The 15,529-nt window shown below is 65.3% G+C and carries 15 protein-coding genes; 7 read left to right on the top strand and 8 right to left on the bottom strand.

Annotated features, from left to right (window positions below):
- The first annotated feature begins 10 nt into the window (after positions 1 to 10).
- On the top strand, positions 11 to 577 hold the full coding sequence (locus CKW13_RS15955) for a pseudouridine synthase (protein WP_176465122.1): 567 nt from the start codon (positions 11 to 13) through the stop codon (positions 575 to 577).
- Here the strand turns inward: CKW13_RS15955 and CKW13_RS15950 are convergent.
- The gene (locus CKW13_RS15950) at positions 572 to 781 is read right to left on the bottom strand and encodes a DUF2788 domain-containing protein (protein WP_095109584.1); all 210 of its coding nucleotides are present in this window, start codon (positions 779 to 781) and stop codon (positions 572 to 574) included. The two genes, CKW13_RS15955 and CKW13_RS15950, sit on opposite strands and share 6 nt — an antisense overlap.
- A gap of 127 nt (positions 782 to 908) precedes the next feature.
- The gene (locus CKW13_RS15945) at positions 909 to 1,388 is read right to left on the bottom strand and encodes an Lrp/AsnC family transcriptional regulator (protein ID WP_095109583.1); all 480 of its coding nucleotides are present in this window, start codon (positions 1,386 to 1,388) and stop codon (positions 909 to 911) included.
- Positions 1,389 to 1,806: 418 nt separating this feature from the next.
- Here CKW13_RS15945 and CKW13_RS15940 point away from each other — a divergent pair, with 418 nt between their 5' ends.
- The gene (locus CKW13_RS15940) at positions 1,807 to 2,745 is read left to right on the top strand and encodes a DUF6515 family protein (RefSeq protein WP_095109582.1); all 939 of its coding nucleotides are present in this window, start codon (positions 1,807 to 1,809) and stop codon (positions 2,743 to 2,745) included.
- On the opposite strand, the gene CKW13_RS15935 is transcribed toward CKW13_RS15940, so the two are convergent.
- Both CKW13_RS15935 and CKW13_RS15930 read right to left on the bottom strand, forming a co-directional pair.
- Positions 2,739 to 3,626, bottom strand: coding sequence for a cation diffusion facilitator family transporter (locus tag CKW13_RS15935; RefSeq protein ID WP_095109581.1), 888 nt, complete (start codon positions 3,624 to 3,626; stop codon positions 2,739 to 2,741). The genes CKW13_RS15940 and CKW13_RS15935 overlap by 7 nt on opposite strands.
- Positions 3,627 to 3,653: 27 nt before the next feature.
- Positions 3,654 to 4,073, bottom strand: coding sequence for a polyribonucleotide nucleotidyltransferase (locus CKW13_RS15930; RefSeq protein WP_095109580.1), 420 nt, complete (start codon positions 4,071 to 4,073; stop codon positions 3,654 to 3,656).
- A 117-nt stretch (positions 4,074 to 4,190) separates the two neighbouring features.
- Here CKW13_RS15930 and hrpB point away from each other — a divergent pair, with 117 nt between their 5' ends.
- On the top strand, positions 4,191 to 6,722 hold the full coding sequence (gene hrpB / locus CKW13_RS15925) for an ATP-dependent helicase HrpB (RefSeq protein WP_095109579.1): 2,532 nt from the start codon (positions 4,191 to 4,193) through the stop codon (positions 6,720 to 6,722).
- A 240-nt stretch (positions 6,723 to 6,962) separates the two neighbouring features.
- On the opposite strand, the gene CKW13_RS15920 is transcribed toward hrpB, so the two are convergent.
- Entirely contained in the window at positions 6,963 to 8,039 is a 1,077-nt protein-coding gene (locus CKW13_RS15920) for an endonuclease/exonuclease/phosphatase family protein (RefSeq protein WP_095109578.1), read from the bottom strand.
- A gap of 73 nt (positions 8,040 to 8,112) precedes the next feature.
- Entirely contained in the window at positions 8,113 to 8,787 is a 675-nt protein-coding gene (locus tag CKW13_RS15915) for a YciC family protein (protein WP_095109577.1), read from the bottom strand.
- A gap of 235 nt (positions 8,788 to 9,022) precedes the next feature.
- On the opposite strand from CKW13_RS15915, the gene CKW13_RS15910 reads away from it, so the two are divergent.
- The 3 genes from CKW13_RS15910 (at position 9,023) to CKW13_RS15900 (ending at position 12,679) form a co-directional block, all read left to right on the top strand.
- Positions 9,023 to 9,502 carry an NYN domain-containing protein gene (locus CKW13_RS15910; protein ID WP_095109576.1) on the top strand — a complete coding sequence of 160 codons (480 nt, stop codon included), beginning with the start codon at positions 9,023 to 9,025 and terminating at the stop codon, positions 9,500 to 9,502.
- Positions 9,503 to 9,632: 130 nt separating this feature from the next.
- Complete coding sequence (locus tag CKW13_RS15905) at positions 9,633 to 10,244, top strand: PolC-type DNA polymerase III (protein WP_095109575.1); 612 nt, start codon at positions 9,633 to 9,635, stop codon at positions 10,242 to 10,244.
- Between the two features lie 365 nt (positions 10,245 to 10,609).
- Positions 10,610 to 12,679, top strand: a complete 2,070-nt coding sequence (locus tag CKW13_RS15900; RefSeq protein ID WP_095109574.1) for an AsmA family protein — start codon at positions 10,610 to 10,612, stop codon at positions 12,677 to 12,679.
- 242 nt (positions 12,680 to 12,921) lie between these two features.
- Here the strand turns inward: CKW13_RS15900 and CKW13_RS15895 are convergent, their stop codons facing one another.
- Positions 12,922 to 13,455, bottom strand: a complete 534-nt coding sequence (locus tag CKW13_RS15895; protein ID WP_095109573.1) for a bacterioferritin — start codon at positions 13,453 to 13,455, stop codon at positions 12,922 to 12,924.
- Between the two features lie 220 nt (positions 13,456 to 13,675).
- Between CKW13_RS15895 and CKW13_RS15890 the strand changes: the two genes are divergently transcribed.
- On the top strand, positions 13,676 to 14,566 hold the full coding sequence (locus CKW13_RS15890; protein ID WP_095109572.1) for a triacylglycerol lipase: 891 nt from the start codon (positions 13,676 to 13,678) through the stop codon (positions 14,564 to 14,566).
- Here CKW13_RS15890 and CKW13_RS15885 read toward each other — a convergent pair.
- Positions 14,563 to 15,450: a DMT family transporter gene (locus CKW13_RS15885; RefSeq protein ID WP_095109700.1), complete on the bottom strand. Its 888-nt coding sequence runs from the start codon at positions 15,448 to 15,450 to the stop codon at positions 14,563 to 14,565. The two genes, CKW13_RS15890 and CKW13_RS15885, sit on opposite strands and share 4 nt — an antisense overlap.
- Positions 15,451 to 15,529 lie beyond the last annotated feature (79 nt).

The following is a 15,529-nucleotide window of genomic DNA, read 5'->3' as shown; positions in this document are numbered from 1 at the left end:
CGCGCGCCGCGTGGCCAAGGCCCCGCCGGCCGAGCCGAAGCTGATCCTGTTCAACAAACCCTTCGATGTGCTGACCCAGTTCAGCGACGGGCAAGGGCGGGCGACGCTCAAGGACTTCATCCCCATCCCCGGTATTTACCCGGCCGGGCGCCTGGACCGCGACAGCGAAGGCTTGTTGCTGCTGACCAACGACGGCCAGCTCCAGGCGCGGATCGCCGACCCCAAGCACAAACTGGCGAAAACCTATTGGGTACAAGTGGAGGGCGAGCCCACGGACGAGCAATTGCGGCAGTTGTGCGAGGGTGTGGAGTTGAATGACGGCATGACCCTGCCGGCCCAGGCGCGGCGCCTGGACGCGCCGCAACTGTGGCCGCGCAACCCGCCGGTGCGGTTTCGCCTGAGCGTACCGACCGCGTGGCTGGAACTGGTGATTCGCGAGGGGCGCAACCGCCAGGTGCGGCGCATGACGGCGGCGGTCGGTTTGCCGACCTTGCGCCTGGTGCGGGTGCGGATCGGCGACTGGTCTATCGAGGGGCTCGATCAGGGCCAATACCGGGAAGTGCCGGCGCGCTTATAAGGCGCCGGATTCGATCAGGCCAATCACCACGCTTTTAATGATGAACGCGGCCACGCCCAGGCCCAGCACGAAAAACAGGATGAACGAACCGAAACGCCCGGCCTTGGACTTCTTCGCCAGGTCCCAGACGATGAAACCCATGAAAATAATCAGGACGCTGACCAGGCCGGTCATCATCCACTCTTCAAGTAATGCAGGATCCATCGGGGCACTCCAACGCAGGCACGGCAAAAAAGGCCGGGCGAGTATACGCCAAGGGCTGGGCGCGGCGCATTGACCTGCGGCGCTCTGCCACAGCGCAGGAGGCCACCCCCAACCCGAAGCGCGTTGGTCAGCTACGCAAATGGGTCAACGGCAGTTCGGTGCTGTTGAGTACCTGGTTGAGCACGAAGCTGGAGCGCACGCTGGTCACGCCATCGATGCGGGTCAGGTGGCCCAGCAGCAGTTTTTGATAGTGGTCCATGTCCGGCACCACCACTTTGAGCTGGTAATCGGCGTCCACGCCCGTTACCAGGCTGCATTCGAGCACTTGCGGCAGGCTGCGGATGGCGGCCTCGAAGTTCTCGAAACGCTCGGGGGTGTGGCGGTCCATGCCGATCAGCACGTAAGCGGTGAGGCTCAGGCCGAGCATCTTGCGGTCGAGCAAGGCGACCTGGCGGGCGATGTAACCGTCGTCTTCCAATTGCTTGACCCGGCGCGAGCAGGGCGAGGGCGACAGGCCGATGCGTTCGGCCAATTCCTGGTTGGAGATACGGGCGTCACGCTGCAATTCCGCCAAAATGCTCAGGTCATACCGGTCAAGTTTGCTCATGGATTAGGCCTTTGTCATAACTATTGCGGCGAATTATCTGTCTGGAGTAAAAAATTGCGCAAGCTATGTTTATTTCCGCAATCTTCGCAATCCTCTGCTGGCGCGCCAAGCCTATGCTTTGCAACAGAATCACTGCCCGGACAAACAGTCCACAGCGGCCCGCCGAATCAGGCCAGCCGCGGCCACCACCCCCACAGGGGCTGAGTTGGCCCCCGGGCTACACACTGTCCAGAAGACGGCGTGAGGTGAGCCGGCGTCATAAGCGCCGAGCACGGACGAAGCATTCAGAGGGAGGCCGACGGGTCTCCCTTTTTCTTGTCTGCGAAATAACCCGCCGCGCTGCTAACCTGTCGCGGCAACAGTGGCAGGCTATGCCAGTCTGATGCAGCACATCCCCCCAATTGCAGTGAGGAAGAACATGAAGTCGCGCATCTGGCGTCTGGCAGGTGTTGGTTTGCTGTGCATGGGCGTGGGCGCCCCAGCGCTGGCCGACGAGCGGGATAACGGCCGCGGGCCGCAGCAGGGCGGCCCGCGTGAGCAGGGGCAGAGCAACGAGATCATCCGTGGCGACAACAGCCGCCAATTCGAGCCAAATCGGCCATCGGGCGCTGGCCAGCAGCTCTATTCACCACCCCAGGACCCCAACGCCCAGGGCCGCCCTGCACCGCAAAACAACCTGCCGATCCAGAGCCGCCCCGACAGCGTGCGCCAAACCCAAGACCCTCAGCGCGGCTACTACCAGGACGTGCCGCGGCGCCCTGGCGATTCGTACTACGGCACTTCGCGCCCTGGCGACAACCGCTGGCCGGGGCGCCCGGGCGGCCATGGCAATGGCTGGGGCCCCGGCCCGCAATACCGCCCCGGCCATGAGACGGATCGCTTTCCCGAGCGCAACTACCGGGTGCCCTATCACGGCCAGGACTACTTCTACTCCGCTGGCTACTGGTATCGCCCGCAAGGCCCGCGCTACGTGGTGGTGCGCCCGCCCTACGGCATCCGTGTGAGCTACTTGCCCGACTATGCGCGGGAAATGTGGATCGGCGGCTCGCTGTTTTTCCTCGCCGCCGGCGCCTACTACCTCTACGAGCCGGACACCCGCCAGTACGTGGTGGTGCAGGAACCGGTGCAACCGCCGCCACCGGCCAGCAATGGCTATGACGTGCTCGCCTACCCGGCCAACGGCCAAAGCCCCGAGCAAATCCAACAGGACGGTGACGACTGCTACCGCTGGGCGGTGCAGCAAAGCGGCTTCGACCCCGCCACCGTCACCTACGCCCCGGCCCCCGCCGTGGTGCAGGCCTACCGCCAGGCGAAGGGCGGTTGCCTTGCCTCACGGGGCTACCAGGTGACCTACTGACGCTGGACCACTTCCTGTGGGTCGGCGTGCACCAGCACTTCGGCCCGCGGGTAGGCGGCGTGGATCGCCTCAGCGGCGCGGTCGCTGATGCCATGGGCCACCGACAGGGTCAGCTCCCCCGGCAACTCCAGGTGCAACTGCACGAACCAGTGATTGCCCGAGATCCGCGTGCGCAGATCATGGGCGCCGAGCACGCCGGGCACGCCACAGGCCAGCTCCAGCATGTGCTGGCTGACATCCGCCGGCAGCTCTTCGTCCATCAGCACCGCCAGGCTTTCCCGGGCGATCTGCACCGCGCTCCAGAGGATGTACACAGCAATCGCCAGGCCGAACCAGGCGTCCAGTTGTTGCCAGCCAAAACTGGCCAGCACCAGCGCTACCAGGATGCTGCTGTTGAGCAGCAGGTCCGAGCGGTAGTGCAGCGAATCGGCGCGCACCGCCGTGGAGCCGGTTTCGCGGATCACCCGGTGTTGCACCATCAGCAGCGCCACGGTCAGCGCCAGGGACAGCAGCATCACGCCGATGCCAATCCACGGCGCACCCAACGGCTCAGGGTTTTTCAGGCGATCGATGGCTTGTACCGCGACCAGCACCGCACTCGCCGCGATAAACAGCGCCTGCGCCATACCCGCGAGGGATTCGGCCTTGCCGTGGCCGTAGCGGTGGCCGTCATCGGCCGGGCGCAAGGCGTAATGCACCGCCAGCAGGTTGAGAAAGGACGCCGCACCGTCGAGCATCGAGTCCGTCAGCCCCGCCAGCAGGCTGACGGAGCCGCTCAGCCACCAGGCGATGGCCTTACTGACAATCAGGATCGAGGCCACCGCCAGCGAAGCGCGGGTGGCCAGGCGCAACAAACGGGCGTGTTCGGGGCTACTGGTCATAAGCCATCAGGCTCCTTGGAAGGCGGTTCAGGCCGCTGGCGGTAGGGCGTACATCGCCAATTGCTGGGCGCTGCCCTTGTGCTGGATCAGGCGCGGGTCGTCCAACGGGAAGCTGCGGCCCAGTTCGGTTTCAAGAATGGCTTGCAGCTTTTGCCTGTCCACCTGGCCATCGGCGTTCACCGCGGGCTGGAGTTTTTGCGGGTCGATCTGCGCGGTCTTGCCCGGTTCCAGGTAAATGGCGCCGGTGGCGAAGTCGACGGCGAAGGCGATCAGCCCCGGGATCACGTAGAACAACAGGCCCACAGCGTTGAGCCCGGCCACCAGCGGGTCGATGCGGCCTTCGATCTGGCCGCGCCGGTCGGGGTAGAAAATCGAGCCGCACGCGGCCAGTTGGGTCACCAGAGTGGCGAGCAGAACGCCACCGACGAGGCGGGAAGGGATACGCATGACAATCTCCTGGGTAAAGATGCGGCCAACAGTAAAAGGGCAGGGCCTGAACCGTTCAGACCCTGATTAACGCCGCGCAGTTCGCCGTTATACTCGCCGCTCTGTTTTGGAGCCAGCATGATTTCCCTGCCTATTGATGACGTCATCCCCGCGCTGCGCGCCGCCCTGGCCGAACGCCACGAAGCGGTGCTCGAAGCGCCGCCCGGCGCCGGCAAGACCACCCGCGTGCCCCTGGCCCTGCTCAATGAGCCGTGGCTGGCCGGGCAAACCATCCTCATGCTCGAACCCCGGCGCCTGGCGGCGCGGGCGGCGGCCGAGCGGCTGGCCAGCGAACTGGGGGAAAAGGTCGGGCAAACCGTGGGCTACCGCATCCGCCTGGACAGCAAGGTCGGCCCTAACACGCGCATCGAAGTGGTCACCGAAGGCATCCTCACCCGGCGCCTGCAGGACGACCCGGCGCTCGAAGGCGTGGGCCTGCTGATCTTCGACGAATTCCACGAACGCAGCCTCGACGCCGACCTGGCGCTGGCCCTGAGCCTCAATGGCCGGGAGCTGTTTCGCGATGAGCAACCGCTGAAAATCCTGCTGATGTCCGCCACCCTGGAAGGCGAGCGCCTGGCCAGCCTGCTGGGCGACGCGCCGATTTTGCGCAGCCAGGGCCGCATGTACCCGGTGGCGATGCGCTGGGGGCGGCCGTTCCAGGCCGGGGAGTTCATTGAGCCACGCCTGGTGCAGACCATCCTTGAAGCGCTGCATGACGAGACCGGCAGCCTGCTGGTGTTCTTGCCCGGGCAAGCGGAAATCCGCCGCGTACACCAGCAACTGGCCGATGCTTTGGGCGAGCAAAACATCGTGTTGCTCTGCCCGCTGCACGGCGAGTTGGACCTGGCGGCGCAACGTGCAGCCATCGACCCGGCCCCCGCCGGCCAACGCAAAGTGGTGCTGGCCACCAACATCGCTGAAACCAGCCTGACCATCGACGGTGTGCGCGTGGTGATCGACGCCGGGCTGGCGCGGGTGCCGCGTTTCGACCCGGGCAGCGGCATGACGCGCCTGGACACCCAGCGCATCTCCCGTGCCAGCGCCACCCAGCGTGCCGGGCGTGCCGGGCGCCTGGAACCGGGCGTGTGTTACCGCTTGTGGTCCGAAGACCAGCACGAACAACTGGCGGCTTATGGCAGCGCCGAGATTCTTTCGGCGGATTTAGCTGCGTTGGCCCTGCAACTGGGGCGCTGGGGTGTGACGCCGGGGCAACTGGTGTGGCTCGACCAACCGCCCGCTGCCGCGTATGCCCAGGCCCAGGACCTGCTCGAACGCCTCGGCGCCCTGCAGGGTGCGGGCAGCGGCGAATGCAAGCTCACCGCCCACGGCCAAGCCATGGCTGAGCTGCCGGCCCACCCGCGCATCGCCCACTTACTGTTGCGCGGCCAGGCCCTGGGGTTGGCGGATATGGCCTGCGACGTCGCCGCGTTGCTGGGCGAGCGCGACATCCTGCGCGGCGCCGGGGCTGACCTGCATAGCCGCTTGGCGCTGCTGGGCGGCGAACAACGGGCCGCACGCGCTGCCCAGGGCGGGGTGCAGCGGGCGCGGCAACTGGCGCGCCAGTACCGCGGCTACCTGCGTACCCAGGCCCAGGCGCCGGTGGCCGACCCGGCCCACCCGCGCTGGCTCGGCGCCTTGTTGGCCCTGGCCTACCCCGACCGCGTCGCCCAGCAACGCCGCGCCGGCGGCGCCGAATATCGCCTGGCCAACGGCCGCGCCGCTCTGTTCGCCGAAGCCGATAGCCTGATGAAACAGCCCTGGCTGGTGATCGCCGACCTGGGCAGCCGCCAGGGCCAGCGCGAAGAACGCATCTACCTGGCCGCCGATTTCGACCCGGCGCTGTTCGACTCGGTGCTCGCCGAGCAGGTGCGCACCGTGGATCAACTGGACTGGGACGAACGCGAAGGCGTGCTGCGCGCCGAACGCCAGCGCAAGGTCGGCGAACTGGTGCTCAGCCGCGAGCCGCTGACGGGCCTGGACGAAGCGGCGCGCAGCCTGGCGCTGGTGGGCCTGGTGCGGCGTAAAGGTCTGGAGCTGCTGCCCTGGACCCCCGAACTGCGCCAATGGCAGGCGCGCGTTGCCTTGCTGCGCCAACTCGACCTCGACGCCCAGGGCCAGAGCCCGTGGCCGGATGTCAGCGACGCCGCGTTACTGGCGGGCCTGGAGCAATGGCTGCTGCCGTACCTGGGCAAGGTTTCGCGCCTGAGCCACTTCGCCAACCTGGAACTGCCCAGCATCGTCCACAACCTGCTGCCCTGGCCGCTGCCGCAGCGCCTGGACGAATTGGCGCCCCATCACCTGAAAGTGCCCTCGGGCTCCTCGGTGCGTCTGGACTACAGCGAACACCCGCCCGTCCTCGCCGTACGCCTGCAAGAACTGTTCGGCCTGGCCGACACCCCGCGCATCGCCGGCGGGCGCCAAGTGGTCAAGCTGCACCTGCTGTCCCCGGCGCGCCGCCCGGTGCAAGTCACCCAGGACCTGGCCAACTTCTGGCGCAGCACCTACGCCGAAGTGAAAAAAGACCTCAAGGGCCGCTACCCCAAGCACTACTGGCCCGACGACCCGCTCGTGGCCGAAGCGACGGCGCGGATCAAACCGCGCAAGTGAAAGTGCGGGGTGTGCCTCTGTGGGAGCAACTGTCTTACCCCTACCACTCGTCACGGCCACTCAGTGCCGCCATCGCGAGCAGGCTCGCTCCCACAGAAGAGAAATGAAAATCCCACCCACACCACAGTTCAACTGTGGGGGCAGGCCTTGCCCGCGATGCGGCCGGCCCAGGCGCTGGACTTGTAGCGACTGGAATGCCGCCCGGCCCGCTCCCACAGGGTGGGAGCACAGTTTTTTTGACTAGAGCGCCGGCAACAAAAACCGCGCAATCACCGGCAGGTGATCGGAGATGCGCAAGGTATCGTCCTGCCGCACCCGGGCGGCGATGCGTTTGAGGCGGGGGCTGTGGAACAGGTAGTCCACCGTGCGGTCCGGGCCGTTGAGGCCGGGGTCGTTGGGGTAGTGGGTCAGCCAACGGGCGCGGTCGATGCCGCTGGCCTGGGCGTTGCCGGGGATCATCGGGTACTTGTCCCACAGCAGGTGCAGGGCGCTGTCGGCGGAGTAGGGCGTGCGCTGTTCGGCGCTCAGGCGCTGGTACTGGCCCAGTGGTAGCAGGTTGAAATCACCGCCCATCAGCCATGGCGTGCCGCGGCTCTCGAACTTATCCACCACTTTGCCGATGGCGCCGACCTGGGCCTGCAATGTCTGCTGCTCGTCAGTGGCGCGTTCCAGGTGGGTGTTGAGCACCGCCAGTTGGCCGCCGTCGCTCAGCGGCAGGTAACTGACCAACAAGGCATTTTTCGGCTGGAACTGACGGCTGATGAGATTGCCCGGCGCTTGCGGCAATTGCAGGCGCTCGGCGTGGGCGATGCGGTAGCGGCTCAGGGTGGCCAGTTGCCGGCCGACGCTGCCGAAAACCTGCGGCAAGGGGATGAACTCAGCCTTCCAGTCGAAGGCACTGGTGCTGCACGGGTACAGGTCGGCGACCCGTTCTTGCAGCAACTTGAGTTGGCGCTGATAGCCGCTGGCCTTGGCGCCGTCGTCCAGCTCCTGAAGCAGCACTACGTCCGGTTGCTCGTCGCGGATCACCCGCGCCACTTCGTCAAGGCTGAAGGCCATGTCTTCGGCGGTGGGTTGCTCGTCGTCGCCCCGGGCCTGGTCGTTCCAGAACACATAGCGTTTGCCGGCCAGGTACTGCACGTTCCAGGTCATGACCTTGAGCGCCTGCCCCGAGGTCAGCACCGGCGCCTCGGCGCTGCACGCCACGGCCAGGGTTTCGCGGGGTTCGGGGCGCCAGGTCAGGCTGTAGACCATGAGCGAGAACAGGCCGGCAATCAGCAGCAGGCCCAACACGGCGTAACGCAGTAGACGGATCATCGGCTCGGCTTATGGCGTGGCGGGACGGAGCCCGAGCATACCCGAGAGCGGCGCCCGCGCCCAAGGCCGGCGCTCAGGCGCCGGGGCTGGTTTTTTCCGGCGATTGGCTGATAAGCATGAACAGGCGGAACAGCACCACGCTGGTGAACAACTGCAAGAAGCTGTGCACGCTGTCGATCAACAACGCCAACGCCGGGTTCTGCGGCTCGGGGTACACCGACACGCTGGCGCCCTTGAGCAACCACAACGGCCCCATCACACACAGAATGCACAGCAGGATGCGCAGGAAATTGCCACGGCTTAAACGGAAACTTTCCTTGATTGCCGCCAGCGGTTGCATACCGCGCAGCACCAGCAGGTACTCGGCGAAAGCCAGGGTCACCATCAGCCACAGGCCCGGCAGGAAATACAGCGACAGGCCAATCAGGATCAGCAGGGTATTGAGCGCCGTCAGCAGGGCGAAGCGCGGCCACAGGGTCACCGACATCGCCAGCAAATCGCGGGTGCGGGGCGATTCGCCACGGCTGCGGGCGTCGAGAAACAGAATCAGCGCGCCGGTGTACAGCGGGTACACCAGCAACCCGACGATCACGCTGTAGCCGGGAAAGCTGCCGGGCCCTTGGGCGCGGTCCACCAGTTGCTGCAACAAGGCTTCGAACACCACCAGTGGCAGGCACAGCAGGGCGATCTGGGCCAGGTTGCCCTTGAAGAAGTACAAAGAGTCGCGGAGCACGTTCAACGGATTCATAGGGGGCGGTATCGCTGGTCAGAACAAGGCGCCACTTTAACCGAAGGGAGCCTGCCCTGAGCAAACCGAACGTTCAGGGTGTGGTGGTGGTGATTATTCCTACGTGTGGTGCGCCATTCGTCCGAGGTGCCGCGGCACCGGCGGCTGATTATTCGCGGAAATTTCCTTCTGGCTGGCATACTGGGCGACTTTTCGGGCCGCGTGCCCAGCCCTGCTTGCGCCATGAGGATCCACGGTGAAGAAAATCGCAGTGTTCGCCGATGTGCAAAACCTCTACTACACCGTGCGCCAGGCCTATGGCTGCCACTTCAACTACGCGGCGCTATGGGCCGACATCAGCCAGCGCGGGCAGATTGTCGAGGCCTACGCCTATGCCATCGACCGGGGCGACAGCAAACAGCAGCAGTTCCAGCAGATCCTGCGCAACCTGGGCTTTACCGTGAAGCTCAAGCCCTACATCCAGCGCGCCGACGGCTCGGCCAAGGGCGATTGGGACGTGGGCATCACCATCGACATCATGGACGCGGCGGATCATGTCGATGAAGTGGTGCTGGCCTCCGGCGACGGTGATTTCGACATGCTGCTCGAACGCATCATCAGTAAGCACCAGGTCGAGGCCGTGGCCTACGGCGTGCCGGGCCTGACCGCTAACTCCCTGATCCGCGCCGCCAGCCGTTATGTGCCGATCGAGGGCGGGTTGTTGCTGAAAAACTGAAGTGGGCGAAACCTGTGTGCGAGCCTGCTCGCGATGGCGGTGCATCTGGAGTATCGCCATCGCGAGCAGGCTCATACCCACAAGGGCATCCGCCATTGTTTGAACATTTATTCAGAGAGTGAACACAGGTTTGGAACGCATCGCAGTCATCGACTTTGAAACCACTGGCATCAGCCCCGGCGCCGGTTGCCGGGCCACGGAAATCGCCGTGGTCATGCTTGAGCAGGGGCGCATCGTCGACCGTTACCAGAGCCTGATGAATGCCGGTGTGCGCGTGCCCGGGTTTATCGAGCAACTGACCGGCATCAGCAACGCCATGCTGCGCACCGCGCCGTCGGCCGAGCAGGTGATGAACGAGGTCAACGAATTCGTCGGCACCACGCCGCTGCTGGCCCACAACGCGGCGTTCGACCAGAAGTTCTGGGACTACGAACTGGGCCGCATCAAGCGCACCCGCTTGCAGAACTTCGCCTGTTCCCTGTTGCTGGCCCGGCGCCTGATGCCCGCGGCGCCCAACCACAAGCTCGGCACCCTCACCACCTTCGCCCAACTGCCCCACACCGGCCAGGCTCACCGGGCCATGGCCGACGCCGAAATGGCCGCCAACCTCACCGCCCACCTGGCCGAAGAACTGCGGCGCAAGCATGGTTTGCGCGAGCTGTCCCACGACTTGCTCTGCGGCTTGCAGAAAGTGCCGGCGGCGAAAATCAACGAGCACCTCAAGCGTTATCGCGGGTTTTGACGGCCTCGAACCCAGCCTGTTGTTTTCTGTAGGCGTGGGAGCAACGGCCTTACCGCTACCCTTCGTCACCGCCACTCAGTACCGCCATTGCGAGCAGGCTCGCTCCCACAGAGGCACACCACAGTTCAACTGTGGGAGCGGGCCTTGCCCGCGATGGCGGTGGGCCAGGCAGTAGCGATGTGGGTGTACCGGCCCCATCGCGGGCGGGCCCGCTCCCACACAGGGGCGCGGCTTTAAATGCAGGTCCAGTTAAACCTTGCGGGCCGTTTGCCAGTCGTAGTTTTTATCCCCGGGTGATTCTTCGCCTACTGTTCCTCATGGGCGCCAGCTTCCGGGCGTTCCGTTGTCATCAGGAGAAGTGTGCAATGACGCGCCCCCGCAAGTTTGTCCTCTGGAGCCTTTCCACCCTGCTACTGCTGCTGGCGGTGCTGGTGCTGGTTATCGCGTTTTTTGACTGGAACCGCATCAAGCCGTCCCTCAACGCCAAGGTGTCCGAAGAGTTGCACCGGGCGTTCGCCATCAACGGCAACCTGGCGGTGGTGTGGCAGCGCGAGCCCGACGAAGGCGGCTGGCGCGCCTGGGTGCCGTGGCCCCACGTGATCGCCGAAGACCTGACCCTGGGCAACCCGGATTGGTCAAAAAACGCACAGATGGTCAGCCTCAAACGGGTGGAGTTGCGTCTCTCACCCCTGGCATTGCTGGCGCAACGGGTGAGCATCCCGCGTATCGACCTCACCGAGCCCAACGCCGCCCTCGAACGCCTGGCCGATGGCCGCGCCAACTGGACCTTCACCTTCGACCCGAAACCCCCCGACGCCGAACCCTCCAACTGGGTGGTAGACATCGGCGCCATCGGGTTCGACAAAGGCCACGTCACCCTCAACGACCAGAGCCTGAACACCCGCCTCGACCTGCTGATCGACCCATTGGGCAAGCCCATCGCCTTCAGCGAGATCGTCGGCGACAAAACCGCGAAAAAGGCCAGCGCCCAGGGCGCCACACCCCAGGACTACGCCTTCGCCTTGAAGGTCAAGGGCACCTACCGCAACCAGCCCTTGAGCGGTGCGGGCAAGGTCGGCGGCCTGCTGGCGCTGCAAGACGCGGCGCGCCCGTTCCCGTTGCAGGCCCAGGTCAAGGTGGCTGACACCCGCATCGAGCTGGCCGGCACCCTGACCGACCCGCTAAACCTGGGGGCGCTGGATTTGCGCCTGAAACTGGCCGGCAACAGCCTGGCCAACCTCTACCCGTTGACCGGCGTGACCCTGCCGGATTCGCCGCCCTACGCCACCGACGGCCACCTCAGCGCCAAGCTGCGCGAGCCGGGCGGTGCGGTGTTCCGCTACCAGGGCTTCAACGGCAAGATCGGCAACAGCGATATCCATGGCGACCTGGCCTACGTCGCCAGCACGCCACGGCCCAAGCTCAGCGGCGCGCTGGTGTCCAACCAGCTGTTGATGGACGACCTCGCGCCGCTGATCGGCGCCGACTCCAACGCCGAACAAAAGGCCCGCGGGGCGGCGAGCAAGCAACCGCCGACCAAGGTGCTGCCGGTGGAAGAATTTCGCACCGAGCGCTGGGCGGTGATGGACGCCGATGTGGAGTTCACCGGCAAACGCATCGTCCACAGCGCCGAGTTGCCCTTTACCGACCTCTATACCCACCTGATCCTCGACGCCGGGCAACTGCGCCTCGAACCCCTGCGCTTTGGCGTGGCGGGCGGCAAGCTCGACGCGCAGATCCGCCTCGACGGCCGCGCCACGCCGCTGCAAGGGCGGGCCAGGCTGACGGCGCGCAATTTCAAACTCAAACAGTTGTTCCCCACCTTCGAGCCGATGAAAACCAGCTTCGGCGAACTCAACGGCGACGCCGATATCGCCGGCACCGGCAACTCGGTAGCGGCCCTGCTGGGCAGCGCCAACGGCGACCTGAAAATGCTCATCAACGATGGCGCCATCAGCCGCGAACTGATGGAACTGGCCGGGCTTAACGTGGGCAACTACGTGGTGGGGAAAATCTTTGGCGACAAGGAGGTGAAGATCAATTGCGCGGCGGCGGATGTCGGCATCAAGACGGGCCTGGCGACCACGCGCCTGTTCGTCTTCGACACCGAGAACGCGATTATCTACATCGACGGCACAGCGAACATGGCCAGCGAGCAACTGGACCTGACCATCAGCCCGGAGTCCAAGGGCCTGCGCCTGTTTTCCCTGCGCTCGCCGCTGTACGTGCGTGGCCCGTTCATCAAGCCTGCGGCGGGGGTCAAGGCTGTGCCGTTGATGCTGCGTGGCGCGGGGATGGTGGCGTTGGGCGTGATCGCCGGCCCGGCCGCGGGCCTGCTGGCCCTGGTCGCCCCCAGCGGCGGCGAACCCAACCAATGCGCGCCGTTGCTGGAACAGATGAAAGCGGGCAAGGCGCCGAAGACGGTGAAAGGTTAATCAAGCCAAGGGGAGCTGGCGCCAAATGTGGGAGCTACTGTCTTACGGTTACCCTTCGTCACCGCCACTCAGTGCTGTCATCGCGAGCAGCCTGCTCGCGATGACAGCACTCCAAGTGCCAGAAGTGCGTCGCCTGTCCCGGCCTCATCGCGGGCAAGGCCCGCTCCCACAGGGGAACTGCGCCCAATTGAGGGTTGAGGGTTTGCCCTCAACGCTCAGGATCTCTCGCGGGGAGAGGGGCATCAGAGGTCTTTGAGGATGTCCGCCATGTCGTCGGCGTGTTCTTCTTCCTGGGCGAGGATGTCTTCCAGGATGCGGCGGGTGGTGGAGTCTTGGTCGCCGATGAACTGGATCATTTCCCGGTAGCTGTCGATGGCGATGCGTTCGGCCACCAGGTCTTCGTAGACCATTTCCTTGAGGGTGTTGCCGGCCACGTACTGGGCGTGGGAGTGCTTGGACAGCAGGTCCGGGTTGAACTCCGGCTCGCCCCCCAGTTGCACGATGCGTTCGGCCAGTGTGTCGGCGTGTTGGGCTTCCTGGGTCGCGTGTTCGAGGAACTCGTCGGCGGCGACGCTGGCCTTCAGGCCGCTGGCCATGAAGTAGTGGCGCTTGTAGCGCAGTACACACACCAGCTCCGTGGCCAGGGCCTCGTTGAGCAGGCGCAGCACTTCTTCGCGGTCGGCGGTGTAGCTGTGCGTCACCGCACCCTCTTCGACATGCTGGCGCGCACGCTGGCGCAGGGTGGCGACGTCGGTTAACTGATGCACATTGCTCATCTCAATCTCCTGGAGGCTAATCCGTGCGCCACGTTCTAGGGCCGTGATCGCAAAAGGGGTTACCTAGGTTGTGAGTCATGGGCGGGGCGAAAAGTTTTATCGGATATGGGCCAAGATCGTGCCCTGCTGTGGGATTTGTCATCTACTACCGCGATGCTTGCCCTTGGCCCGGCCCTTGCGTCTAGGATGGGCACTTTGCGTGAACCCAAGGAGGCCGCCCATGCCCAGCCCACTCGCTCCCCGTTATCCGCTGGTCCTGGTCCCCGGGATGCTGGGGTTTGTCCGCTTGCTGCTGTACCCCTACTGGTACGGCATCCTCGGCGCGCTGCGCCGGGGCGGGGCGACGGTGTTTGCGGTGCAGGTGTCGCCGCTCAACAGCAGCGAGGTGCGCGGCGAGCAGTTGCTGGCGCAGGTCGAGCGGATCTTGCAGCAAACCGGCGCCGCCAAGGTCAACCTCATCGGCCACAGCCAAGGCGCGCTCACAGCCCGCTATGCGGCGGCCAAGCGCCCGGATTGGGTGGCCTCGGTGACCTCGGTGGCCGGCCCCAACCACGGCTCGGAGCTGGCGGACTACCTGCAACGCCATTACCCGGCCGACAGCGTCAAGGGGCGCTTGCTCAGTGCGCTGCTGCGCGGCATTGGTGCGTTGATGAGCCTGCTGGAAACCGGCTACCGCGGGCCGAAACTGCCGGTGGACGTCCACGCCTCGCACCAATCCTTGACCTGCGAAGGGGTGGCGCTGTTCAACCGCCAGTACCCCCAAGGCCTGCCCGACACCTGGGGCGGGCAGGGCGCCGAGGAGGTCAACGGCGTGCGCTATTACTCCTGGTCCGGCACTCTGCAACCGGGCAAAACCGACCGCGGGCGCAACCTGTTCGACGGCACCAACCGCTCCTGCCGGCTATTTGCCAAGACCTTCGTGCGCGAGGCCGGGCATTGCGATGGCATGGTCGGGCGCTACAGCTCCCACCTGGGCACGGTGATTGGCGACGACTACCCGTTGGATCACTTCGACATCGTCAACCAATCCCTGGGTCTGGTGGGCAAGGGCGCCGAGCCGATCCGCCTGTTCGTCGAGCATGCCCAACGCCTGCACCTGGCCGGCCTCTAGGCCAGGGCGCGGCGCACCCGCAGCTCGGTGGTCCAGCGCTCGGAGACGATCACCCCGCCCAGGGTCAGCAAACCGCCCACCAGGTGGAACAGCGCCAATTGCTCATGCAGCACCCCGGCGGCAATCAGCGCGGTAATCAGCGGCAGCAGGTTGAAAAACAGCGTGGTGCGGCTCGGGCCCAGGCGGATCACCGCTTGCATCCAGGCCAGCGGCGCCAGCATCGAGGCCAGCAGGCAGGCGTACAGCACCAGGGGGATATTGCCGGCGTTGAGCCCGGTTTTGTCCCCGGCCCAATACAGCGGGAACAGCACCACCACCGCCACCAGAACCTGCAAATACAGCAGCACCAGCGGCGGCAGGCGCAATTGCCATTTTTTCAGCAGGGTGCTGTAGACCGCGTAGGCCAGGGTGGCCACCAGCATCATCGCGTCGCCCAGGTTGATGCCCTGTTGCAGCAGCACATCGACGCTGCCGCTCGACACCACCACCAACACCCCGGCGAACGACAACAGCGCCCCCGCCAGGGCACCGGCCGTGAGGCGCTGGCCAAGGCTGGCAATGGCCATCGCCAGGGACATCAGCGGCATCAGCGACAAAATGATGCCCATGTTGGTGGCCGTGGTCAGGGCCGCGGCGAAGTACGCCAGGCTCTGGTACACCGCCATGCCCAGCACGCCCAGTACGGCGATTTTGGCCAAGTTGGGGCGGATCGTCGGCCAATGGGCGAAAACCTGCTTGAGCATGAACGGCGTGAACAGCAGGGCGGCGAGCAACCAGCGGTAGAAACCGATCTCGGCGGGAAAAATCGCCCCCACGGCGAGTTTGTTGATGACCGTGTTCCCGGCCCAGATAAAAATTGCCAATAACGGAAAAGCGTATTGCATCGGGTCAACCATAAGCGTGATGAGGGGCGATTATCCGCCTGTCCGGTTGCGCGCCTATACTCGCAACCGGACAACCCGC

This window comes from Pseudomonas sp. Irchel 3E20, assembly GCF_900187645.1.
Classification (GTDB): Bacteria; Pseudomonadota; Gammaproteobacteria; order Pseudomonadales; family Pseudomonadaceae; genus Aquipseudomonas.
The sequence above is the reverse complement of the archived record's forward strand: the minus strand, read 5'-3'. Positions and strand labels throughout refer to the sequence as shown.

Coding starts and splice junctions, on each gene's coding strand:
- CKW13_RS15950 (WP_095109584.1), bottom strand. CDS start 781: ATGGATCCTGCATTACTTGAAGAGTGGATGATGACCGGCCTGGTCAGC.
- CKW13_RS15945 (WP_095109583.1), bottom strand. CDS start 1,388: ATGAGCAAACTTGACCGGTATGACCTGAGCATTTTGGCGGAATTGCAG.
- CKW13_RS15940 (WP_095109582.1), top strand. CDS start 1,807: ATGAAGTCGCGCATCTGGCGTCTGGCAGGTGTTGGTTTGCTGTGCATG.
- CKW13_RS15935 (WP_095109581.1), bottom strand. CDS start 3,626: ATGACCAGTAGCCCCGAACACGCCCGTTTGTTGCGCCTGGCCACCCGC.
- CKW13_RS15930 (WP_095109580.1), bottom strand. CDS start 4,073: ATGCGTATCCCTTCCCGCCTCGTCGGTGGCGTTCTGCTCGCCACTCTG.
- hrpB (WP_095109579.1), top strand. CDS start 4,191: ATGATTTCCCTGCCTATTGATGACGTCATCCCCGCGCTGCGCGCCGCC.
- CKW13_RS15920 (WP_095109578.1), bottom strand. CDS start 8,039: ATGATCCGTCTACTGCGTTACGCCGTGTTGGGCCTGCTGCTGATTGCC.
- CKW13_RS15915 (WP_095109577.1), bottom strand. CDS start 8,787: ATGAATCCGTTGAACGTGCTCCGCGACTCTTTGTACTTCTTCAAGGGC.
- CKW13_RS15900 (WP_095109574.1), top strand. CDS start 10,610: ATGACGCGCCCCCGCAAGTTTGTCCTCTGGAGCCTTTCCACCCTGCTA.
- CKW13_RS15895 (WP_095109573.1), bottom strand. CDS start 13,455: ATGAGCAATGTGCATCAGTTAACCGACGTCGCCACCCTGCGCCAGCGT.
- CKW13_RS15890 (WP_095109572.1), top strand. CDS start 13,676: ATGCCCAGCCCACTCGCTCCCCGTTATCCGCTGGTCCTGGTCCCCGGG.
- CKW13_RS15885 (WP_095109700.1), bottom strand. CDS start 15,450: ATGCAATACGCTTTTCCGTTATTGGCAATTTTTATCTGGGCCGGGAAC.